This is a genomic window from Arthrobacter sp. THG-b23, assembly GCF_059091265.1.
Window position 1 is genome coordinate 399,362 of sequence record NZ_JBNHGM010000002.1, and the last position, 22,124, is coordinate 421,485.

Consider the following 22,124-nt stretch of genomic DNA (forward strand, 5'->3'; position numbering starts at 1 on the left):
GACTTATAATCGCCGTCGTGTGCACCGGCGCGGACGGCCTTGTCTGCCCTCGCACTTGCAGGAGCCCGAGGTGGTTTCCTACACCTCGCGCCAGTCGTGGCTGCCGACGGCGGCGACCTCGCGGGATTCGCCGGGTCTGGCCAGTGGGATGCCGGGCGGTCGATGCGGTGTGTGCCCTCATCCTCGTTGCAGGTCACGGTGGTGGCGATCTCCCCCCGCGACGGCGTTCATCGTGATGCCGTGCCGGCCCGGCTTGCTCTCACCAAGGACGACGGCGCGGCGCACCTTCCGGTGCACCGCGCCGTTCGTTTGTACGTCGCGTTAGGTCTCTGGACGTCAGGCGCCAGCCCGCAGGCGCTCCACGTCTGCCAGTCGCGGATACGCGGCCTGGGTTCCCTTTTTCGTGGCGGCCAGGGCAGCAGCGACCGAAGCGAACGCCGCCGCCTCGGCCAGGGTCTCCCCTGCGGCAAGCCGTGCCGCGAGGGACCCGGTGAAGGCATCACCGGCGCCGGTGGTGTCCACGGCGTCAACCTTGGTGGGGGCGATCCGGGTGAAACGGCGCCCCTCCTCGACATGCGCATCCAGCACGATGGAGCCGTCGGCACCCAGGGTCACCACGACGCGGTCCAGCCCCTGCGCCGCAAACTTCAAGCGCACCTGCTCCCAGTCGGCAACGGCGGCATTGGCGCAGGGCATCTCGGCGCCGCCGAGGAACTGCGAAGCCTCGTGCGCGTTGACCAGCAGGACGTCGGTGAGTTTGGCCAGGCTTTGCGACACGGGCGCGTAAGGCGAGAGGTTAAGCAGCACTGTTGCTCCGGCGTCGTGCCCTGATCTTGCTGCCGCCTCCACGACGTCCCGGCCGACCTCGAGGCAGAGGCAAACCACGGCGGCGCCATCGAAAACGTCCCTGGCTGCGACTACGTCATCCGGAACAACGGTGCCGTTGGCGCCGGGGGAGATGACGATGCTGTTCTCCCCCGCGGCGTCAACGGTAATCACGGCGACGCCGGTCTCGACGTCAGCGGCGCGGCGCACGCGGGAAACGTCCACGCCGGCCCCTGCAACGGAGGCCAGCAGCATGTCTCCATTGGAGTCCTCGCCCACCGCGCCGATCATGGCGACGTTGCCGCCGAGCCGGCCAGCGGCCACGGCTTGGTTGGCGCTCTTGCCGCCCGGGTTCACGGCGAAGCCTTCGCCGCGGAGGGTTTCGCCGGGGTTGGGCAGCCGCTCGGTGTAGATGGTCAGGTCCGCGTTCAGTGAACCAACGACGACGATGCGTCCGGCCTGCGGACTCACTGTTCCACCTCGGCATCGACGGGCTTGGGGATCAGCAGCGAGGCGGCGAAGGCCGCGACCGTGATGACCAGGCCGACCACCACCGTGGTGAGGTAAGAGCCGCGGTCGCCCAGCGCCGAGGTGCCCACGAGCACGGCCGGCAGCACCAGGAAGCTCAGCCCGGCGCCCAGGTTAAAGGCGCCCGCGTTCATGCCCGGCAGGAAGCCGGGGTTGCCCGGGGGCGAGAGCACCACGCCGAGCCCGTTGAGCATGATGTTCGCGGTGCCGGCGTACATGATGCCGAGCAGCGCAGTGGCGGCGACCATCACCGGCAGGCTGTTCAGGCCGAACAGCACAATGATCACCAGGGAGACGATGCTGCCGATCATGCCGATGCGCAGCACCTTGGTGTAGCCCAGTACCGGGGCGAGCCGTCCGCTGATCGGGCCGAAGACCCAGCCCAGCAGCGCGTAGGGGGTCAGGATGAGCAGCGCCGTTTCGGTGGGGCCGAGGCCGAACCCGGGTGCGGCGGCCTGTACGTAGGCGGGGACGATTCCGTTGATGACGGCGAAGATGCCGGTCATGGTCAGGACCGTGGTCAGCAGCGGTGCCCACGTGGAGCGCTGGCGCAGATGGACAATCTCGACCATCGGCTGCTTCGTGCGCTTTTCGGTGGCCCAGAAGGCGGCGAACGCGGCGGCGGCCACGGCGATCAACACCAGCGAGAGGACCAGGGTTTCCCCGGAGAACCCGCCGACCAGCTTGGCGGCCTCGTTCAGCGCGGTGAGCAGGGCACCGACCGCGACAACTATAAAGACGACGCCGGTCCAGTCCATCCGCGTCCCGGCCTGCGGTTTGCTCTCGGGCGTCAGGACGGCGACGAGAACCGCGGCGATCACGGCGAGGACCACCATGAACCAGAAAATGCTGCGGAAGCCGTAGTGCTCGGCCATGTAGCCGCCGAGGAAGGCATCGACGCCGGCCACGCCGCCATTGACCGCGAGGATGACGCCCATCAGCGTGCCGTAGGTGCGCGGGTTGGACACGGCGGTGCGCAGCATGATGAGGCACAGCGGCACGGTGGGGCCGCTGGCGCCCTGGATGATCCGGCCCACGAAGAGCCACGTAACGTCCGGGGCCAGCGCTGCGATCACGGAGCCAACGGCCGTCAGCAGCATCATCCCGACGAGGATCCGCTTGCGGCCGACAATATCGCTCAGCCGGGGCAGGAACAGGGAGAACAGAGCGGCGGTGGTGAAGAACCACGTCTGGGACAGGCCGATTGAGGCCTGGTCTGTCTGCAGTTCCTCCCCCATGGTGACCAGGGCGGGGCTGAGCATGGAGGCATTGAGCTGGAAGGCCACGCAGGCCGTCAGCAGGGCGACCATCAGGGCGGTGGTGCCGCCACGGGTTGCCTTGGCTTCGTGGAGAACGGCGCTCATTTCGCTGCCATCCTGGCGGTCTCGGGCGCCGCGGAGGCGGGCGCCGCCGTCGTCGTTGTGGTGGCGGCGGTTCCGATCTCTACCTCGCCGATCCGGACCAGCGCATCGGTCACCAGGTTCCAGAACTTGGTGCGGTCAAGGTCCACGGCCACCGAGGTGTGGCAGTCGTCCGGTGCGGGGGCGCGGAAGTCAGCGACGGTCATGCCGAGGGTCAGCTTGCCCTGCAGTTCGATGTCGACCGGGACCTTGCGGGTGGTCATCACCGTGGGGTCGATGACGTAGGCGACGGCGCAGGGATCGTGGACCGGCGGATAGTCGAAGCCCTGCGCGTCCTTGTAGGTTTGGGCGAAAAAGTCCATCAGTTCGCGGACAAAGCGGGCCGGACCGGTGCCGACGGCTTCGATCTGCTCGACGACGTCGGGGGTGGCCAGCGCCTGGTGGGTGAGGTCCAGTCCCACCATGACCACCGGCCACTTCTCGTTGAAGACGATGTGGGCGGCCTCGGGGTCGATCATGATGTTGAATTCGGCCACGGCGGACCAGTTGCCCACGTGGTAGCCGCCGCCCATCAGCACGACTTCCTTGACCCGCTCGACGATGCGCGGCTCCTTGCGGGCGGCCATCGCGATGTTGGTCAGGCCGCCGGTCGGGACCAGGGTTACGGTGCCGGGTTCGTGCCCCATGATCGTGTCGATGATGAGATCAACGGCGTGGCGCGGGTCGAGTTCAATGCTGGACTCCGGCTGCGCGGGGCCGTCCATGCCGGAATCGCCGTGGATGTCCGGCGCGGTTTCGATGGTGCGCACCAGCGGGCGGTCGCAGCCGGCGGCGAACGGGACACCGGTGATGCCGGCGATCGTCCCCACGGCCAGAGCATTCTTGGTGACCTTTGCCAGGGTCTGGTTGCCGACAACGGTGGTCACGGCGAGCAGTTCGATGTCCGGGTTGCCGTGGGCCAGGAGCAGCGCCACGGCGTCGTCGTGCCCCGGATCGCAATCCAAGATGATCTTTTTCGGTCCGGGCGTCGCGGAAGTGGCGTCCATGTTTTCTCTCCACGTCATCGGGGCCCGCCGCAGCGGGAATTTGGTCACAGGAAGTGTGACACCCCCTCCCCGTTCACGTCAAACGCTTGACGTAAACCTGGGTCAAGCGCTTGATGCCTTATGGTGCCTGATCACGCCTATCATGGGCTCATGGATTCCGCCCGCCCTCCCCAGCACCCGCCGCGCGTCGGTCGGCGAGTGACCGCGGCGATGGTGGCCGCCCGCGCCGGCGTATCCACGGCGACGGTTTCTCTGGTGGCCAACGGCAAGACGCGCGGGCGGGTGTCTGCGGACAACATCTCGCGGGTCAGCCGGGCGATCGCCGAACTCGGATACGTGGTGGACAGCGTGGGCAGTTCGCTGGCCAAGGGGGTCAGCTCCATTGTGGTTCTGGTGGCGCCGGACATTTCCAACCCGTTCTTCGCCAAGGTCGTTGCCGGCGTCCGGGAATCCCTCGGCGCGGACTTCCAGCTGCTGCTCTCCGTCACCGAAGCCGGTGAATTCCCCCGCGCGGATGACATCCGCCGGATCCTCGCCCTGCGCCCGGCGGGCCTGTTGGTGGATGCCCCCGATGCCGCGTTCCTCGAGGACCTCTCCGCCACGGGCCCCTTGGTGCTGCTCGACGCGCCCGGGCTTGAGGCTTATGCGCCGTCCGTCAACCTCGATGTGGCCCACGGCGCCCGCGAACTCGCGGCGCATCTGGCCGCCTCCGGCCACCAGCGGGTGGCGTACCTGGACAGCGTGACCGGCACAGCCACCTTCACCATTCGCAGGACGGCCTTCCTGGCGGAGGCGGCCGCGCGCGGGATGACGGTGGATCCGGCTCACCTGATCAGCACCACGATCGACATCGGCGCCTCGGCCGAGGCGTTTGCCGCCGCCTGGCCCCGGTGGCAGCAATCCGGTGTCACCGCCGTCGTCTGCGCCACCGATACCCACGCGTACGGCGTGCTGCAGCAAGCGCGCGTCGCCGGCGTGCGGATCCCGGACGAACTCGCCGTCGCCGGCTTCGACGACCTGCCCTACTCCGCCACTAGCAACCCCGGCCTCACCAGCGTCCACCTTCCCGCCGCCCGCCTGGGCCTCAAGGCCGGCGAACAGCTGCGCGGCCTGATCGAAGGCCGCGACCTTGAGCAGCCGCAGCTCACCTTGGAGGCCTCGCTGATTGTGCGCGGCTCCACGGAGCGGATCGCCGCCAACTAACCAGCGACGGACGCGGTCCGGGCCGTTGTACTGCTACTGCTACACCTTGCGCCAGTCGTGGCCGGTCACGGCCGCCCCGGCCTGCGGTCCCATCTGCAGCATGCCGCCGTCCACAACCCACGACGCCCCGGTGACGTAGCCGGCTCCCGGGGACGCCAGGAAGGCGATCACGGCGGCGACCTCGCGGGCGTCGCCGGGCCGGGCCAGCGGGATGCCGGGGCGGTCGATGGCCGACGGGTCCTGGTCCTCGTTGCCGGTCATGGCGGTCGCGATCTCCCCGGGCGCGACGGAGTTGACCGTGATGCCGTGCCGGCCGAGTTCCAGCGCCATGTTCTTCACCAGCCCGCCGAGGCCGTGCTTGGCGGCGTCGTAGGGGGCGGCCCCGATCATCGGCTGGTGCTCGTGCACGCTGGTGACCGCGATGATCCGGCCGCCGCGGCCGGCATCCGCCATCCGCCGGGCCGCGCGCTGCATGCAGACAAACGCGCCGTCCAGATCGGTGGCCACCACCTTGCGCCAGGTCTCGTAGTCCAGGTCCAGGAACGGCACCGACGCCCCGGTACCGGAGTTGTTGACGAACACGTCCAGCCCGCCGAGCTGCTCCGCGAGCGCGTCGACTACGTCCCCGCAGCCGGGCAGGTTCGTGGTGTCCAATTGGACGACGGCGGCGCTGCGGCCGAGCGCGCGGACCTCCTTCGCCGTGTCCTCGGCTCCGTCCCGGTCCGAATGCCAGGTGATCCCGACATCCATGCCGGCACGGGCCAAGGCGACGGCGGTGGCCCGGCCGATGCCGGAGTCGGAACCGGTGACAATGGCTGTGCGGGGCGTGAACTGTTCCATGCGCCCTATTGTGGCGAAGAACCGGCCGCTTGCCAGCCCCTCCGGCGGCCGCGGCGCTACGCGACGGTCATTTCACCCATCAGGTCCCAGTCGTCGCCCTCGACCTGGCGGCTGATGATCCGCGGCGTTTCCTGCAGGTACTGCGGCTGCTCCTGCATGGCCTTCTGGAAGTGGTCGCTCTTTACGTGTGCTTCGGCCGCGTCGTCCCGGAAGGCCTCCACCAGCACGTAGGTGTTGGCGTCGTCCACGCTGCGTGACCAGTCGAACCACAGGTTGCCCGGCTCGGCACGCGTTGCCTCGGTGAATTCGCGCACGAGTTCGGGGAAGCTGTCGGCGTACTCGTCCTTGACCTTGAACTTGACCACAATGAAAATCACGCGGCATCAGCCTTTCTTGTTGGGGGTGTCTTTTCATCCTGTCATGCACCGCGCGGTCCGTCAGGTCAGGTGCGGCAGTCAGGATTGGCCCAGCGTCAGTTGGCGTCGCCGCCCGGCCTGTCCGCCAGCCCGCCGGTGCGTGTCGACGGCCAGTCAGTTAGCGGCGCTGCCCAGGCCGGCCCGCCTGCCCGGCCTGCCCGCCTGCGAGCGCCCTGGCTGCCGCAATGTAGCGCCGCGTGACCAACCGCTGGGCGGCTTCCGCCACCGGCGCGCCCGTCCGGTAGAACCAGTTGGAATGCCGGCTAAACGCGAACACCTCGAAGACCACCCGCCCGCTCCCCTCCAGCACAGCCACAAAACCTTCTTCCCCCGACTCCGGATGCCCGGGCAGCGTGCCGTAGCCGAAGCCCGTCCGCGTTGGCATCCGTTCCGTCCACACGACGCGGCACGGGATGGCGAGCCGCAACGGCCCGACTCCGAACCCGCACACCACCTCCACGCCTTCGGCGGCCACCGGCCCCGTGGCATCCACCCGCAGCCCGGCCAGCCGATGCACTTCCCACCCCAACAGCCCCTCGGCCAGCCGATGAAAAGCTTCTTCCCCCTCACCGACACCGACCCGCTCGTCGACGACCCTGTATCCCGGCGGCGAGGTGCGTTCCCGGCTCAGCCCCACGCCGTCGTACGTCAACCGCGCTCCGCCCAGGTCCTTGGCCTTCATCCTTAGCCCTGCCGCGCATCTTCGCCCCTGGCCAGGCCCATCCAGCCCAGCATCTCGCGGTCGCGGCGCGGCAGTGATGCCACCACCAGATCGTAGGAGTCCTCGATCATGTCGCGCAGCATGTCGTCGGGCAGCTCGCCGTCGCAGCGCACGCCGTTCCAGTGCGTTTTGTTCATGTGATAGGCACCCGTGATCTCCGGATGCGCCGCGCGCAGCTGCTGCGCCAGCACCGGTTCACATTTGAGGCTGATGCTCAGCTGCGGCGCCTGCAGGTCGGAGAGCGCGAACATCTTGCCGGCCCGTCCCGCCGCCCTGACCTTGAACACCGACGCCTCGGGGCCAAACGGGAAATCCTCGAACGCCTCGGGCAGGGACAGGCAGAATGCGCGCAGCGCGGTTGCGTCCATAGGCACGAGCCTACTGCGCCCCGCCCGCGCCGGTCACGGTTCTGGGGAACCACGTGGCGGCCCGCGCCCATGCCCCGCGGCCGCCCGAGTTCGCCCAATGCGCGGCGGCAACTTCGGTGGCAGGATGGATTCACAGTTGTTTCACGGGGAACGACGGCGGGGCTTCCGTGCCGCCGGCGGGTTTCGGAATGGGCCACGGCTTTGGAGAGGAGACCCATGGCAGACACCGGCAGGGAAGCGAAGCGGGCAGCCGGCAGGGCGAAAGACAAGACCGAGGACGCCGCCAATTCCAAGGTTTTCGAGCGGGTAGCGCGGTTCGGATACGTGGCCAGCGGCCTGCTGCACGTGCTGATTGGCGCAATCGCGCTCCGACTGGCGTTCGGCGGAGGTGGCGAGGCGGACCAGACCGGGGCCGCCTCAAGCCTGGCGCAGCGCCCGGGAGGATTGTTCCTGCTCTGGGCGGGCATGCTTGCCGCCGCGGCCTTGGCCCTGTGGCAGATCAGCGAAGCGGTGTTCGGGGGCCGCGGCCGCCAGGCTAAGAAGAAGTGGGGCTACCGGGCTAAGTGCGTGGGACTGGCCATCGCGTACACGGTGGTGGCGGTGTCGTTCGGCAGCTTCGCGTTGGGCTCCGGCGCCGACAGCAGCCAGAGTTCCCAGGACGCGAGCACCAGGCTGATGCAATGGCCCGGCGGTGTCGTTGTCCTGTTCCTGATTGGCGCTGTCATCATGGGCGCCGGCGTCTTCTACGTGTTCAAGGGACTGAAGAAGAAGTTCCTGAGCGACCTTAAGAGGCCCCCCCGGGGCAACACCGGCACCGCCGTGACGTGGCTCGGCGTCGTGGGTTATGTGGGCAAGGGGCTGGCGCTGTTCGTGTTGGGGCTGCTGTTGGCGGTGGCCGCGGTGCAGCACGACCCGCAGGAGGTCAAGGGGCTGGACGGGGCGCTCAAGGCACTGCGCGACCAGGCTTTCGGCCCCGCCGCACTCGCCCTCGTCGCCGTCGGCCTGATTTGTTACGGCCTGTACATGGGCGCCCGGGCACGCTACGCCAAGATGTAGCGCGCCCGGGGCCTCTCGCGTGTCGGCCCTACTCCGTGGAGACCGGCGTCAGCACGTCCTTGACCAGCGGATCCTCCGTGGTGTGCAGGTACTCCTCCAGCCGCGGATCCGAGAAGATCTCGATCAGCTTCTTGCTCTCCGCGCTGTCCTTGAACTGGGTGCCGATCACCAGGCGGGAGGCGAATGTCTTCGGCGCCGCAGGGAACAGGATGCCCTTGTCGCGGCCGATCTTGCCGGCGTCGAACTGGGAGACGTAGCCGATCGCGGCATCGACTGAGTCGAGCATCCGCGGCATCGCCAGCAGGTCGGCTTCCTTCAGCTCGAAACCGCGCGGGTTGCCGGTGACGTCGCGGATCTTTGCTGTTCGCGGCTCCACCGCGGGATCCAGCTCCAGCAGTCCCTCGCGCTGCAGCAGCCACAGCGCCTGGCCTTGGTTGGCGGCGTCGTTGGGCAGCAGCAGCACGGCTCCGCGCGGCAGGTCTTCCACCGAGCCGTAGCGGGTTGAGTAGAGGCCGAAACCCCACTGGTACAGCTCCACCGTGGGCGTCAGTTCCAACCCGTTGGCGTCGGCGGACTGCTGCATGTACCACTGGTGTTCGAAGATGGTGGCGTGGAACTGCCCATCGGCCACCGCGCGGTTGGCCTGGACCGGATCCTGCAGGCCCACTGCCTCGATCTCCACGCCGTAGTCGGGGGCGATTTCCTCGGCGACGAACTTCAGGATCTTCTCCTCCCCCGCCATCGCCGGTTCGAAGTGGACTTTCAGCGGCGAGGTGACCTCGCTGCCGGATGCCGCGACGGCCGGCCCTGACTGCTGCTGCACCAGCAGCAGCCCCAGGACCAGTGCGACGACGGCGGCAAGGGCGGCAATGCTCCACGGCAGGGCGGTGGTCTGTTTGCGCAGGGTGAAGCCGTGGTCGTGGCCGGACCCGGCGGAAGGGGTGCTCATGATGTGATGCTCCTGTTGGTCGGTGGCTAGGGGCGCAGCAGCGCGCGGGAGATCCGGTCGCCGGCAAACTGCACCAGCTGCACCGTGATGATCAGGACAACGATGGTGGCCGCCATGACGTGGGTGTCGAACCGTTGGTAGCCGTAGGTGACGGCCAGGTAGCCGATGCCGCCGGCGCCGATGGTCCCGGCGATCGCCGAGTATTCGATCATCGAAATGGTGTTGAGCGTGACCGCTGACGTAAGACCTGGCAGGGCTTCGCGCAGCTGCGTCTGCCGGATGATCTGCCCGGTGGAACTGCCCGTGACCAGCCCGACGGCCATGTTCTCGCGCGGCAGGTCGTTGAGTGCGTTCTGCACCAGCCGGGCGAAGAACGGAATGCCGGCCAGTGTCATCGGGACCACGGCCGCCGCAATGCCGATGGTCGTTCCGGTGACCCACTTGGTCAGCGGGATGATGGCGGCCATCAGCACCAGGAACGGGAGCGAGCGGCCCATGTTGACGAGCCAGCTGAGCGTTCCGTGCAGGCGGGGCCGGGGGAACAGGCCGCGGCCGTCCGTGTTGTACAGCAGCACGCCGGTTGCGCCGCCGACCAGGATCACCATGACCATCACGATGCCGACCATCGCCCAGGTTTCGCCGTAGGCCGGCAGCAGCAGCGCGGGCAGGTCCGCCCAGGGCGTGTCCAGCCCGACGGCGGCGGTTTCTGCGGGCCTCATGCGTGCACCTCGATTTTCTCGTTCCTTGCATGATCCTTTGCGTCCGACGGCGGCGTTTCCGCCGCGTCCACGGCACGGTGGCGTGCCTCTGCGGTAAGGCCCAGGCCGGCCAAGTAGGCGCGGACCTCGGCCTCCGGGCGGCCGGCGACACCGATGTCGGCGCGGCCCAGCACCGCTTCACCATGGGCTTCCACCGAGCCGCCGAGCAGCGCCACGCGCACGCCCAAGCCGGTGGACAGGCGGGTCATCCACTCCGGGTCCACCGGCCCGTGCCGGTACGAGACGGACAGGGCGTAGTCGAAGCCGGCCGGCAGCGGGAGGGCGCGGATTGGCAGCAGTTGGCGGCCGGCGGCGGAGGCCGGATCGGCCACCAGGGCGCCGATCGGCCCGTATTCCGCGACGCGGCCGCCGGAGAGCACGGCCACCTGGTCGGCGACATGGCGCACCACGTCCATCTCATGGGTGATCAGGATGACCGACAACCCCAGTTCGGTGCGCACGTCGTCCAGCAGGTCCAGGATCTGCTGGGTGGACTCCGGATCCAGGCCCGACGTCGATTCGTCGGAGAGCAAAATCCGGGGACGAAGTGCCAGCGCCCGGGCGATGCCGACCCGTTGCTTTTGGCCGCCGGACAGCTGGCCGGGGTAGGCGTTGGCCTTGTGCAGCAGGCCCACCCGGTCCAGCAGTTCGGCCACGCGGTCCTCCATCTGAGCGTGCACCACGCCGAGGTTTCGCAGCGGCAGCGCCACGTTCTCCGCCACCGTCATCCGGCGCAGCAGGGCCGAGTGTTGGAAGATCGTGCCGATGGCGCGGCGTTCGCCGCGCAATGCCTGTCCGGACAGTGCTGACAGGTCGCGGCCGTCCACCAGCACCTGGCCGGAGGTCGGTTTTTCCAACAAGGAGATGCAGTGGGAGAGGGTCGTCTTGCCGGCGCCGGAAGGGCCGACGACGGCGGTGATCGACCCCTGCTCGATGGTCAGGTCGATGCCCTTGAGCACCTCGACCGTCCCGTGGCGCGTGTCGTAGCTCTTGTGCAGATTGCGGATTTCTATCATTGCGGGCCGCCCGCGGCATACCTTTTCATGCTGCTCCTGAAGGTCAGGGAGCCCCGGGCACAGCCGATCACGGCGCGCAGGCATGGCGCGGCCGGTTCCGGGCCGGCCCGGGTTCTCCATCGGTTCTGGCGTTAGCACCGTGCGGCAGTTGCCGGGGTTGCTGCGGCGTCATCGAGCCAGATCTCTCGGCCGCTCTGGATGGTTCTTGCCGACAGCGGTGCCCGCCCCCTGAAGGGGCGGCGCACCGGCGTCGTTGTTTAGCTGGTTCTGCTGCTGCCGACGCTTAGTCGACCAGCGCGTTCTGCAGGCGGAAGCCGGCGGCGCGGTGGTTCTCCGGCAGCTTGTCGCCGCGGCCAAAGAGCTTGTTGCGCAGGGTCCCCGGCGCGTATTCCGTGGGGTAGGCGCCCAGCTTCTGCAGCTCCGGCACGACGTATTCCACGATGTCCTCGAAGGTGCCCGGGGTGATGGCGTAGGCCAGGTTGAACCCGTCCACGTCGGTCTCGTCGACCCACTCCACCAGCTTGGCGGCCACCTCCGCGCCGGAGCCGACGGTGATCGGGCCGAAGCCGCCGACGCCGACCCATTCGGCCAGCTGGCGGATGGTCCACGGCTTGCCGCTGTCGCCGGAAGCCTTCTGGAAGGTTTCCACCGAGGACTGGATGGCATTGGACTTCACGTTCCCGCCGATCACGTCGTCCGGGCCGTAGGTGGAGAGGTCAACGCCCATCCAGCCGGAGATCAGGGCAAGAGCGCCGTTAATGTCCGCGTAGGACTTGTAGTCCTCGAATTTGGCCTGCGCGGTGGCGGTGTCCGGTCCGGTCACCACGGTCTGCATCGCGTAGATGCGTACGTCGTAGCGGTCGCGCCCCGCCGCTTCCACGGCGTCGCGGATCTTCTTCACCGACGCCGCGAGCATCTCCTTGGTCGGGCAGGTCACGAACACCGCCTCGGCGTTCCCGGCGGCGAACTCGGTGCCGCGCTTGGAGGCCCCGGCCTGGAAGATGACCGGGGTGCGCTGCGGGCTCGGCTCGGTGATCGCGATGCCGGGGACCTTGAAGTACTTGCCCTCGTGCCGGATCTCGTGGACCTTGGCCGGGTCGGTGAAGACGCCGGTCTCGACGTCCTTGACCACGGCGTCGTCCTCCCACGAGCCCTCGAGCAGCTTGTAGATGACCTCGAGGTATTCGTCCGCGTGGTTGTAGCGCTCGTCGTGCTCCAGTTGGTCTTCCTGGCCCATGTTGCGCGCCGCCGAGGGCAGGTAACCGGTGACCACGTTCCAGCCGACCCGTCCGTTGGTCAGGTGGTCCAGCGTGGCCAGGCGGCGGGCGAACGGGTACGGGTGCTCGTAGGCGGTGCCGGCGGTGACGCCGAAGCCGAGGTTTTCGGTCACCGCGGCCATCGCCGAGACCAGCATGAACGGATCATTCACCGGAACCTGTGTGCCGGCGCGCAGCGTGGTCTCGTTGGAGGACCCGAAGACGTCGTAGGTGCCGAGCACGTCGGCAATGAACAGGCCGTCGAACAGGCCCTTTTCCAGCACCTTGGCCAGGTGGGTCCAGTAGCCGATGGTGTTGTAGTTGGCGGACTTGTCCTGCGGGTGGCGCCACAGTCCGGGCGACTGGTGGCCCACGCAGTTCATGTCGAAGGCGTTGAAACGAATCTGGCGCCGGGAGTTGGGGTTCGGGTTGTTCAGGGTCATGTCAGGCTCCTTTTCTGATGAGAAGAGCCCGCGCCGGCCCTCCGTTGGGCATGCGGCTGCCAACGGAAGACCAACGAGAGATCGAGCTTCTCCATCGGTCCTGGCGGTAGCACCTTCCTCAAAGGAGGGGGTTGCTGCGGCGTCAACAAGCCAGGTCTCTCGGCCGCTCTGGATGGGTACCCCTCCATTGGACACCCGGGGACGTCCCGGAGGGAAATGTGTGCCGTCACGCGAGGTAACTCAGGACACAGGCTGCCTCCGCTGGGCGCGGACCACGGCTCCGGCCGCAAAGCACAGCAGGATCAGGACGACGACGGCGACCGCCAGCGGGACGCTGTTGCCAACCAGGGTCGGGAGGTTCTGCAGGATCAGCGCCAGAATTCCGAGCAGCCCGATCAGTCCGAGTGCAGGGGCGACGGTGCGTTTCCAGTCCCGAAGGGGCGCACCGTTCCGGCGGAAAAAGACCAGGACGGCTGCGCTGGTCAGCGTCATAAGCACCACGATTCCCAGCGACGCGAAGCCGGCGAACCAGGTGTAGAACTGCATGATCGGATCCCAGCCGGCCACGACGGCGGCCAGCAGGAACAGGGCCACCACCGTGTTGGCCGCCGCGGAGGCCAGATGCGGGGAGTGGTGCCGGGCGTGGGTGCTGGCCAGCTTGGCCGGGAAGATGCCCTGCCCGGCGACTTGGAAAAAGTAGCGGGAACCGATGTTGTGCAGGGACAGGATGCAGGCGAAGAGGCTGGTCGCCAGCAGCAGTTGGATGATGTGGCTGCCGGCCGTGCCCAGATAGAGCGTTGTGGTCTCCGAGAGCATGGTGCCCGGCGCGTCCGTGGCCTTTTGGACGATTCCGTCGTCGCCCCAGACGCTGATCAGCAGCCAGCTGGAGAGGGCGTAGAAGGTGCCCACCACGATGAGGGCTACATAGGTGGCGCGCGGGATGGTCTTGTCCGGGTCGCGGGCTTCGTCGCGGAAGACTGCGGTGGCCTCGAAGCCGATGAAACTCAGGATGGCGAACAGCAACGCGATGCCGGGCGCCCCGGACAGGACGGTGGACGGCGTGGCGAACCCGGTGGACAGGCCGCCGGCACCCCCTCCGTCAAAGATGATGAAGGCGTCCAGGACCAGCACGATCAGCACCTCGGCCACGAGCAGCACGGCCAACACCTTGCCGGAGAGTTCGATGTTGCGGTGTCCCAGCCAAGCGACGGCCGCCAGCGCGGCCGCGGCCCACACCCACCAGGGCAGTTCGGGGCCGCCGTAGGCGCGGACCACCTCGTCGACCGCCGGGGCGAAGAGGCCGTAGACGCCCGCTTCCAGGGCGAGGTAGGAGAGCAGAGCCACGAAGGCCGCCCCCAGGCCTGCCCTGCGGCCGAGGCCTTTGTCGACGTAGCTGTAGAACGCGCCGGCGGTTGGCACATGCGGTGTCATGGTGGTGAAGCCGACGGCAAACAACAGCAGAATTGCCATGGCCAGCAGGTAGATGAAGGGAAGGCCGGCGCCGTTGCCGCTGACGATGGCCAGCGGGACGGTTCCGCCGATGACGCCCAGCGGCGACGCTGCGGCCAGCACGATGAGCACGATGCTGGCGACACCCAGCCGGCCGGAGAGCCGCGGAGCGCCGGCGGCGCCGGCCGCGGCTTCGGGTGCCGCGAGGGTTGGATTACTGGTGGATACAGACATGGTGTGCGTTCTTCCTAGACGGCCGCGGAACGGACGGCGGGGCTGACTGGCGGACGGTCGGCGTCGGCATTGGCCTCGCCGATGGTCCACACGAAGGGGGGTTCCGTGGCGTTGACTTCCCACTCGCCGACGATTCGGGATTTGTAGATGAACGGGTTGTGCGTCGCCACGGTGCGGGCGTTGCGCCAGTGCCGGTCCAGCGCCTTGTCGGTGCTGGTGGAGGAAGCACCGAGCGCGTTGAAGAGGGCGCCCGCGGCGTCCGGGACCAGGGTGCTGAGCACTATCTGCGCCCGGCCCGATTCCAGTTCGACGGCGATGTTGGCCGACTTTTCGGCGTCGGCATCCAGGCGCCGAGCCTCGAAAGCCCTGTCCAGGCTGCGGGCCACACTCAGGGTCGTCGCCGTCGCGGCGTAGGATGTGGCGCTGATTTCGCCGACCACTTGCAGGACTTGCGCGTCGTGCCGGACCAGCGGGCCGTTTCCGTGGCCGAACACCCGCTTACGGTCCCGCACGTTGTCTGCGGCTTCGGCGGTGACGGCCCGGGCGATACCGGCCAGGGTGACCAACAGGATGTGCTGGTAGAGCGCCGTCTGGTACGGGAAGCGGTCGGCGAAGGCTGACACGTTGGCCGGATCCACAACCGCGTCGGTAAACACGGTGGTGCCGCTGCCCGTCAGCCGCTGGCCGAAACCGTCCCAATCGTCGAAGGTTTCCACGCCCGGCGTCTTGGTTGAGATGATCACCGAGACATCGGAGCCGTCCGGGCGCTTGGCGGTGACATCGATCCAGTCCACGAAAATGGTGCCGGTGGTGTAGGACTTGCGGCCGTTCAGCAGCAGCCTGCCGCCGGACTCGGACAGCACGGTGGCGGTTCCCCCGGCACCCGGTTCGGTCCAGGCGTTGCCGGCCAGCTCGCCGGAGGCGAAGCGCCGCAGCCAGGCGCTGCGGTCCGAGGTACGGCCGTGGTGGTACAGGTTCTCCTCCACCAAGGCGATGTGCGAACGCAGCGCCTGCGGAATATTGCTGTCTGCGGCGCCCAGCTCGATCAGGAGTTGGGTGAACTCTTCCCAGTCCAGCCCGTCGCCTCCGAACTCGGCCGGAATCCGGGCGGCGCCGAAGCCGGCGTCCTTCAGCCAGCCGATCTGTTCAAACGGCAGCTCGCGGGTGAGCTCGCGGCTCAGCGCCCCGGCTGCGATGCGCGCGAAGATCGGACGGTACTTGGCGGCTGCGGCGCCGAAGGCCGTGGCGATGTCGTCAATGGTTTCGGTCATGCTGGTTCTCCTGGAGGTTCTGCCGCGAGGGCGGGGTGATGGGGCCCGCGGTCGGCGGGCAGTCGTGATGGGGCCCGTGGTCGGCGAGCAGTCGTGATGGGGTCCGCGGGCACGGGGAATATCGCCTGCGCTAGGCGCGGCTCAGGTGTAGAGCGAAATCGGCTGGACGTCCCCGAGCAGGTAGTTGGCGCCGACCTCGACCTTCTTGTAGTCGACCGGGTCGTGCAGCGTGTGCGTGCGGATGTTACGCCAGAAAATGTCCAGCCCGACGTCGGTTTTCGCGGAGGACGAGCCGGTGGTCTCGAAGATACGGTTCGCCACGTCCACACCCACCTCGGTGGACACGACCTTGAGCCGCGCGATCTCGATCGCGATGTTCGCCCGAGCTTCCGCGGTCAGCTGCGCGCCGGCGGCGATGACCGCGTCGAACCTTGCGTTCGTCCGGTCGGCCAGGGCTTCCACCGCGGCAACCCGCGAAGCCAGCTCGCCGTAAACCCGCTGGGTGAGCGGATCCTGGGCGTAGGTCTCCTGCGTGCTGAGGAACCAGGAGTTCCGGCGCGCCAGCGTGATCCGGCGTCCGCGGTCCAGCGCCCCCTGCGCGATGCCCAGGTAGAGGTTGCCGAAGGCCAGCTGGATGTACGGGGTGACCAGTGTGGAGAAAGGCTCCTCCCCTACCTCGCCGATGATGTCCGCGGCGCTGACCTGCACGCCGTCGTACTTCACCGAACCACTGGCCGAGAGGCGCTGGCCCAGCGCGTCCCAGTCCCCGAGGTAGTCGATGCCCGTTCTGTCATGCTCCAGCGCGAGGGCCAGGAACGTGCCCTGCGCCGGCCCGGCCGTGATCACGGCATTGACCAGGATGGCGTCGCCGACGGAAGCGCCGGTGGAGAAGTGCTTGATGCCATTCAGCCGGTAGCCGTCGCCGTCGGGAACCAGTTCCAGATTCGGGTCCACGGGGTTCACGGAGTCGCCCCAGGACCAGCGGCCGAGCGCGGAGCGGCGGAGCAGGCGTTCCTGGACCTGCGCATCACCGTAGAAGACGACGGCGCCCAGATTGGCGTAGTGGTAGCCGAGAATTTGCGCGATCGACGCGTCGGTGCGGGCCAGGATGCGCACGGCGTGCAGCGCGCTTTCCCAGTGCCCGCCCTCGCCGCCCCATTCGGCCGGGATTATCAGGTTGAGCAGCCCGGAGTTGCGCAGCAGCTCCACCTCGGCGTGCGGGTCGGCGTTGCGGCGGTCGCGCTCCAGCACGTCCGGCGCCAGCGCCGCGGCAACGCCTTCGGCTATCTGCTGCCAGTGGGCCAGTTCTTCGGCGGCGGCCTGTCCGGCCCACGGGGATCGGCCGGTCTGCGGGTTGATTTCGGTCACGACGGCGGTCATGTTGGCTCCTCAAGGCGGGGCTCCCGCCTGCCTGCGGCGCAGCAACCATCACGGTTGGGGGCGCAGCCTGGCGGGGGCCGTACTTGCCGGGCACGGTCTTGTGCGCGGCCGGATCCTCATCTGGGGCACCCCGCTACGGGAGAGGGTTGCCGCCCAACCAGCCAGAGCTTGTCGTTGGGACTCTTGATCTCGGAGTTGAGTATGCCGGGGCCGATCCGGCGCCGGGAAGCACGTGACAGGCCGTGACGTCCCGGGGCGTAATGTTACGGGCGCCGGGGCTAGAGGCCGAAGTGCGGGGCCTCGATCGCCGGGCAAGTGTCCATGACTACGTCCAGGCCGGCCGCCTTGGCCCGGTCCGCGGCGGCTTCATCGACGACGCCCAGCTGGAGCCACACCGCCTTGGCACCGACTTCGATGGCCTGGTCCACCACCGGTCCGACCTTCTGCGAGTTCACGAAGCAGTCCACCACGTCGATCTCGCCGGGAATGTCCGCGAGCTTTTGGTATCCGGTCAGGCCGAGGACGTCGTCGCCTTTCAGGTTGACGGGGACGACTTCCATGTCCAGTTGGTCCATCAGGTACCGGGAAATGCGCATGGCCACCCGGTGCGGGTTCGTGGACAGGCCGACGACGGCCCAGCGGCCCGGGGTTTCCAGCAGCCGCCGGACGACTTTGGGGTCATTCTGGTGTGCCATGGCTCGACCCTACCCGCGACTCTTCTGCACCGGAACCGCCCGCGCCCTGCCGCCTCACCGAGAGGCAGATACCCAATCTCGGGCGGCTCCAATGCCATGCGGCAGCTCTGGGGGCCCTCCGTGCGCTCAGTGACTAGCGAGCCAGCTGCCCGGGGGCAGAAGTTCCAGCCGCACCGGACGTTCCGGAGGCAGTGCCGGCCTGCTCGGAGATCCAACGCCCCACCAGTTCGAGCAGTTCAGCGTCCACGGGCTCGCGGATCTGGCGCTTGTAGTCGGCGAGGGTCGGAGCGTTCGGGTCCCGGCGCAGCAAATGCGACAGGTCCTCGATCTTCCGCGTCGTGACCGGACCGGGAACGGTGGCCGCGATGATGTCCAGGTCGGCCGGGTCCACCTGCACGTCCTTGGCGCCCGTGATGGCCAGCACCGGCATCTGTAGGCGCCCCAGGTACGGAACGGGGTCGAAGTCAAGGAACTCCCGATGCCAGAGGGCGTTGATTTTACGGCCCTGCATGCGCACCACGTCCTGGGTGGTGATCCGAAGTTTTTCCACCGACTTCGCCTGCATCTTGACCAGATCCTGGCGGAAGAGCTTCAGCAGCAAGCGCGGAAAGGCGGGCAGCGAGTCGCTGATCTGGGCTGTCTGCCATCTGCCTGTCTCAAAGCCTGTCTGTGCCGAGGCTGAAAGCAGCACTGCGCCATCCACCCGCGTGCCGGGATCCGCCGCCACGGCCGCTGCATGGTAGCTGCCTTCGCTGTGGCCGACCAGGAACACCGGCAGGTCCCCTGCCTTTTGCGTGCCCATCCACCGCAGGGCGGCCGCGGCGTCGTCGGTGTTCTGACGAAAACCGGCCGCCCAAAAGCTTTCCTTCGAGTCGCCCGTGCCGCGCTTGTCGTAGCGCAGTGAAGCGATCCCGTGGCCGGCCAGCGCGTTTGCCAAGTCACGGCTGATGCCCAACGGCATCCGTTTATGGTCGGCATTGCGGTCGATCGGTCCGGACCCGGGCAGGATCAGCGCCACGGCACGCATCTGGCCGGTCGGCTCGGCCCATGTTCCGGCCAGCTGCACGGTCCCGGAGGAGAAGCGGACCTCTTCTTCCGTGACCGATTGCCCGGCGGGCAGGCCGGCGGCGGCACGGATCCGGGCCGCAACATCCTCCGCATCGGGAAGCGACGCAACTACCCGGGCGTACTTTTGCCCGTTCAGGTCAAGCTGCACTGCCGGGGTACCGCGGCGGGCGACGGCGATGGTCCTGCCGCGGCCGCGCCATGTTCCCACCCGAGTCCGTCCCGGGATCGCAAGCCCGGGCGCCCGCAGGCCGTGGACGCCGTCGAACGCGTCCGCGAGCACCCGGACGGAGGTCACCGCAGACAGCGGGAAACGTTGGTCGCCGAGCAGCCCCGCAACTTTCTCAAACCGGTCCAACTCCAGCAGGACGTCCTTGTTCCCCACCACTAGCGCCGCCACTGCGCCTCCCTTCGGGTCGTTTATTGCTCGCGTCTTGGTCGTTCGAGCCCGGTTCCCGTGCCGGACAGTACGATTATTATCAGTTGTGGGAACAATGTCAACCGTGAGAATGTAGAGCCATGTCCTCCTCGCCGAGCGCCGACCTGATCCTGCACCCGGTGCGCCTGCGGATTGTCCAGACGCTGCTGGGCAACCGCGAGCTGACCACGGCGGAGATCTCCGCCGAACTCCCCGACATTCCCACGGCAACGCTTTACCGGCACATCGGCACGCTCTCTAAGGCCGGCGTGCTGGCGGTGGCCCAGGAAAGGCCGGTCCGCGGCACCACCGAACGCACCTTCCGGCTGGACGTTGCCAAGAGTTCAGTGGCCGAAGACGATTTGGCCTCCATGACCGCCGAGGACCACCGTCGCGGCTTCATGGCCTTCGCGGCCGGACTGCTGGCGGCCTTCGACCAGTACACCGCCAGGGAGAATCCGGATTTCCTGCGCGACGGCGCCGGCTACCGGCAGACCGCTCTCTGGATGACGGACGAAGAGTTCGAGGAATTCACCTCCGCCATCAGGGCGGCCGCGCAGAAGGTGGCGGCCAACGGCCCGGAAGAGGGGCGGCACCGCCGCTTGTTCTCCACAATCCTCATCCCGGCGGATCCGCCCGCCTGACTGCCAGACCCGCTTGTCCGCCACGCGGGCACCGGGAGCAGCGGCGACATCGGCGGCTCATGGGCGGGAGGAGGAGGCGGCCGACGTCGGCGGCTCATGGGCGGGAGGAGGAGGCGGCCGACGTCGGCGGCTCATGGGCGGGAGGAGGCATTGCCGTCGTTATGACCCGGGAGGGCGCTGACGCGGGCCCGAAGGGGTATACCCCCGGTCGCCGGCATCGCAGTGGATACCCGTACGCTTCCATGAGCGTCATGTACGGGCGGGCCCGGGTGCGCCCGTACGCGGGGCTACCCCCAGCTGCATCAAGATAGATTCAGTCCATGTCCCGATGAATACAGGAGGAACAGTGCGCACATCCCTTTGGATTCTCGCCACAGTCGCCGGGGTCGTCCTTGTGTTGTCTCTAATCCTCGCAGTCCAGGGCAGCGTGGGGTCATGGTTTACAGCGGTTGGCATGATCTGTCTCTTGTTCGTGATTGGTCGTGGGGCTCGCAAGAAGGGGGAGTAAAGCCTTCAATCAGGGGGGCAGAAGAGGGGTGTACATGGGCCGCCGTTACGCGTCCCAGCAGAGGCAGAAGGGGTGTCCGGCGGGGTCGGCATACACCTGGAACCCCGAGGCGGCCGCCGGGTCGTTGGCCGGCTTGAGCAGCTTGGCGCCCAATGACGTCGCCTGTTCATGCGCGGCCGCGAGATCGTCGATGTAGAGGTCCAGGTGGATCTGCTGCGGCGTCCCGTCCGGCCAGTCAGGCGGAATGTGGTTGGGTGCAAGCTGGAATCCCAGCCGAGGCTCGCCGTTCACCATCACCGTGTGCCAGTCGTCTTCGGCCTCGACCGTCCCGTCCAGGAGGCTGGCCCAGAAGGTGCTCTCCGCCGCGAGGTCGGCGGCGTCGAACACGATGATCTGTCTGCTGATTTTCATGCGGTCATCCTGCCATTGCCCCGAAGGTGCGTCCATGGATAGCGGGGAAGTGGTTGTTTCCCGGTAGGTTCCCCCACGAGCGGATCGCCGCGTTTGTTACGGCAGACTTTCGTCGCGTGTTTGTTACGGCTCATTATTACGGGCAGTTTGCCGGGAGTGCCGCGGGTGCCGTTTAGTTGATGGTGACCATCCCGAGCGGCCGAGAGACCTGGATCGACGACGCCGCAGCAACCCTGGTCACCGGAAGCCCACCCAGACTGCCGGTGATAACGAGGTGACAAGCCACGGGTACGGCCGGCGGAAGCCGGGCCGCACGGCTTGATCCGTAGGGTGCTACTGCCAGGATCGATGGAGTGATCCCATGACTGCAGTACTGTCGTCGTCCCGCCACGCGGCTCCCCCTTCCGCTGCACCCGCGGCCCGTTCCGACTCCGCCCTGGCCGTTTCCTTCCGCGGCCTGAACCGGACGTTCGGCACGGGAGCCCAGGCCCACACCGTGCTACGCGACGTAAACTTCGATGTCCGTCCCGGCGAGGTGCTGGCCATCCTGGGCCCGTCCGGCTGTGGCAAGTCCACCTTGCTGCGCGCCACCGCCGGCCTCGACTCGCCCAGCGCCGGCACCGTGGAGATCGACGGCACGCCGGTCCAGGGCATCGACTCCCGCTGCGCCGTCGCGTTCCAGGAACCGCGGCTGCTGCCGTGGCACACCCTGCAGGCCAACGTGGCCATCGGCCTGCCCAAGAGCTCCAGTGCCAAGCAGGGCAAGACCAAGGTCGCCCGGCTGCTGGAACTGGTCGGCCTGGCCACCTTCGCCAAGCACCGGCCGCGCGAGGTCTCCGGCGGCATGGCCCAGCGGGCATCCCTGGCCCGGGCGTTGGCCCGCAACCCCGGCGTGCTGCTGCTGGACGAACCGTTTGGCGCGCTGGACGCGCTGACCCGGATCAAGATGCAGGATTTGCTGCTCGATATCCACGCGGCGGAACCCACCACCGTGCTGCTGGTGACCCACGACGTGGATGAAGCCCTGCAACTGGCGGACAGAATCATCGTGCTCGGCAAGGAAGAAGGCTGCGAGGACGACGGCGCCACGATCGTTCGCACCGTCGATGTTCCCGGCGACCGTCCGCGGGACCGCGGTTCGGTCGAGCTGGCCCGAATGCGCCGCTCGCTGCTCGAAAGCCTCGGCGTCGACGGCCATTAGGGCCGCCGTCACCACTCATCAAGTCAAGCGCAATTCCCGGGCCGTTCGCGCCCAAAATCATC

General features: G+C 68.0%; 21 protein-coding genes and 3 riboswitches. Of the genes, 4 read left to right on the plus strand and 17 right to left on the minus strand.

Annotation, left to right across the window (positions count from 1 at the left end):
- Positions 1-336 precede the first annotated feature (336 nt).
- Genes AC5RVD_RS05535 through uriH form a run of 3 tightly spaced genes read right to left on the minus strand, consistent with a single transcriptional unit; the run spans position 337 to position 3,760 of the window.
- Entirely contained in the window at positions 337-1,296 is a 960-nt protein-coding gene (locus AC5RVD_RS05535) for a ribokinase (RefSeq protein ID WP_494126302.1), read from the minus strand.
- The gene (gene uriT / locus AC5RVD_RS05540) at positions 1,293-2,717 is read right to left on the minus strand and encodes a uridine transporter UriT (protein WP_494126303.1); all 1,425 of its coding nucleotides are present in this window, start codon (positions 2,715-2,717) and stop codon (positions 1,293-1,295) included. The genes AC5RVD_RS05535 and uriT overlap by 4 nt, the downstream gene beginning before the upstream one ends.
- On the minus strand, positions 2,714-3,760 hold the full coding sequence (gene uriH / locus AC5RVD_RS05545; protein WP_494126304.1) for a uridine-preferring nucleoside hydrolase UriH: 1,047 nt from the start codon (positions 3,758-3,760) through the stop codon (positions 2,714-2,716). The genes uriT and uriH overlap by 4 nt, the downstream gene beginning before the upstream one ends.
- Positions 3,761-3,970: 210 nt before the next feature.
- On the opposite strand from uriH, the gene AC5RVD_RS05550 reads away from it, so the two are divergent.
- On the plus strand, positions 3,971-4,963 hold the full coding sequence (locus AC5RVD_RS05550) for a LacI family DNA-binding transcriptional regulator (protein ID WP_494111141.1): 993 nt from the start codon (positions 3,971-3,973) through the stop codon (positions 4,961-4,963).
- Positions 4,964-5,002: 39 nt separating this feature from the next.
- Here AC5RVD_RS05550 and AC5RVD_RS05555 read toward each other — a convergent pair whose 3' ends face one another.
- From AC5RVD_RS05555 to AC5RVD_RS05570, 4 genes are all read right to left on the minus strand, one after another.
- Positions 5,003-5,803, minus strand: coding sequence for an SDR family oxidoreductase (locus AC5RVD_RS05555; protein WP_494126305.1), 801 nt, complete (start codon positions 5,801-5,803; stop codon positions 5,003-5,005).
- 56 nt (positions 5,804-5,859) lie between these two features.
- Positions 5,860-6,180, minus strand: a complete 321-nt coding sequence (locus tag AC5RVD_RS05560) for a putative quinol monooxygenase (protein ID WP_494111105.1) — start codon at positions 6,178-6,180, stop codon at positions 5,860-5,862.
- Between the two features lie 157 nt (positions 6,181-6,337).
- The gene (locus AC5RVD_RS05565) at positions 6,338-6,901 is read right to left on the minus strand and encodes a DUF1990 domain-containing protein (RefSeq protein WP_494126306.1); all 564 of its coding nucleotides are present in this window, start codon (positions 6,899-6,901) and stop codon (positions 6,338-6,340) included.
- Between the two features lie 2 nt (positions 6,902-6,903).
- Positions 6,904-7,308: an MmcQ/YjbR family DNA-binding protein gene (locus AC5RVD_RS05570; RefSeq protein ID WP_494126307.1), complete on the minus strand. Its 405-nt coding sequence runs from the start codon at positions 7,306-7,308 to the stop codon at positions 6,904-6,906.
- Between the two features lie 216 nt (positions 7,309-7,524).
- Here AC5RVD_RS05570 and AC5RVD_RS05575 point away from each other — a divergent pair, with 216 nt between their 5' ends.
- Positions 7,525-8,364, plus strand: coding sequence for a DUF1206 domain-containing protein (locus AC5RVD_RS05575; RefSeq protein WP_494126308.1), 840 nt, complete (start codon positions 7,525-7,527; stop codon positions 8,362-8,364).
- Positions 8,365-8,392: 28 nt separating this feature from the next.
- On the opposite strand, the gene AC5RVD_RS05580 is transcribed toward AC5RVD_RS05575, so the two are convergent.
- The 9 genes from AC5RVD_RS05580 to AC5RVD_RS05620 form a co-directional block, all read right to left on the minus strand.
- On the minus strand, positions 8,393-9,313 hold the full coding sequence (locus AC5RVD_RS05580) for a MetQ/NlpA family ABC transporter substrate-binding protein (protein WP_494111102.1): 921 nt from the start codon (positions 9,311-9,313) through the stop codon (positions 8,393-8,395).
- A 26-nt stretch (positions 9,314-9,339) separates the two neighbouring features.
- Positions 9,340-10,032: a methionine ABC transporter permease gene (locus tag AC5RVD_RS05585; RefSeq protein WP_494082989.1), complete on the minus strand. Its 693-nt coding sequence runs from the start codon at positions 10,030-10,032 to the stop codon at positions 9,340-9,342.
- A complete protein-coding gene (locus AC5RVD_RS05590; RefSeq protein ID WP_494126309.1) occupies positions 10,029-11,087 on the minus strand; it encodes a methionine ABC transporter ATP-binding protein in 1,059 nt (352 codons plus the stop codon). The genes AC5RVD_RS05585 and AC5RVD_RS05590 overlap by 4 nt, the downstream gene beginning before the upstream one ends.
- 113 nt (positions 11,088-11,200) lie before the next feature.
- Positions 11,201-11,292: riboswitch (SAM riboswitch) on the minus strand.
- Positions 11,293-11,370: 78 nt separating this feature from the next.
- On the minus strand, positions 11,371-12,786 hold the full coding sequence (locus tag AC5RVD_RS05595; RefSeq protein WP_494111100.1) for an LLM class flavin-dependent oxidoreductase: 1,416 nt from the start codon (positions 12,784-12,786) through the stop codon (positions 11,371-11,373).
- Positions 12,787-12,874: 88 nt separating this feature from the next.
- A riboswitch (SAM riboswitch) is annotated at positions 12,875-12,965 on the minus strand.
- Positions 12,966-13,026: 61 nt separating this feature from the next.
- Positions 13,027-14,469, minus strand: a complete 1,443-nt coding sequence (locus tag AC5RVD_RS05600) for an APC family permease (RefSeq protein WP_494126310.1) — start codon at positions 14,467-14,469, stop codon at positions 13,027-13,029.
- Positions 14,470-14,483: 14 nt separating this feature from the next.
- Positions 14,484-15,740, minus strand: coding sequence for an acyl-CoA dehydrogenase family protein (locus AC5RVD_RS05605; RefSeq protein ID WP_494126311.1), 1,257 nt, complete (start codon positions 15,738-15,740; stop codon positions 14,484-14,486).
- A 141-nt stretch (positions 15,741-15,881) separates the two neighbouring features.
- Entirely contained in the window at positions 15,882-17,120 is a 1,239-nt protein-coding gene (locus tag AC5RVD_RS05610; protein WP_494126312.1) for an acyl-CoA dehydrogenase family protein, read from the minus strand.
- Between the two features lie 74 nt (positions 17,121-17,194).
- Positions 17,195-17,309, minus strand: a riboswitch (SAM riboswitch).
- A gap of 89 nt (positions 17,310-17,398) precedes the next feature.
- Positions 17,399-17,815, minus strand: a complete 417-nt coding sequence (locus AC5RVD_RS05615; RefSeq protein WP_494126313.1) for a CoA-binding protein — start codon at positions 17,813-17,815, stop codon at positions 17,399-17,401.
- Between the two features lie 133 nt (positions 17,816-17,948).
- On the minus strand, positions 17,949-19,280 hold the full coding sequence (locus AC5RVD_RS05620) for an alpha/beta hydrolase (protein WP_494126314.1): 1,332 nt from the start codon (positions 19,278-19,280) through the stop codon (positions 17,949-17,951).
- Between the two features lie 119 nt (positions 19,281-19,399).
- Here AC5RVD_RS05620 and AC5RVD_RS05625 point away from each other — a divergent pair, with 119 nt between their 5' ends.
- Positions 19,400-19,942, plus strand: coding sequence for a helix-turn-helix domain-containing protein (locus AC5RVD_RS05625; RefSeq protein ID WP_494126315.1), 543 nt, complete (start codon positions 19,400-19,402; stop codon positions 19,940-19,942).
- A gap of 553 nt (positions 19,943-20,495) precedes the next feature.
- Here AC5RVD_RS05625 and AC5RVD_RS05630 read toward each other — a convergent pair.
- Complete coding sequence (locus AC5RVD_RS05630; protein WP_494122238.1) at positions 20,496-20,861, minus strand: VOC family protein; 366 nt, start codon at positions 20,859-20,861, stop codon at positions 20,496-20,498.
- Positions 20,862-21,222: 361 nt separating this feature from the next.
- Between AC5RVD_RS05630 and AC5RVD_RS05635 the strand changes: the two genes are divergently transcribed.
- A complete protein-coding gene (locus AC5RVD_RS05635) occupies positions 21,223-22,062 on the plus strand; it encodes an ABC transporter ATP-binding protein (RefSeq protein ID WP_494126316.1) in 840 nt (279 codons plus the stop codon).
- The last annotated feature ends 62 nt before the right edge of the window (positions 22,063-22,124 follow it).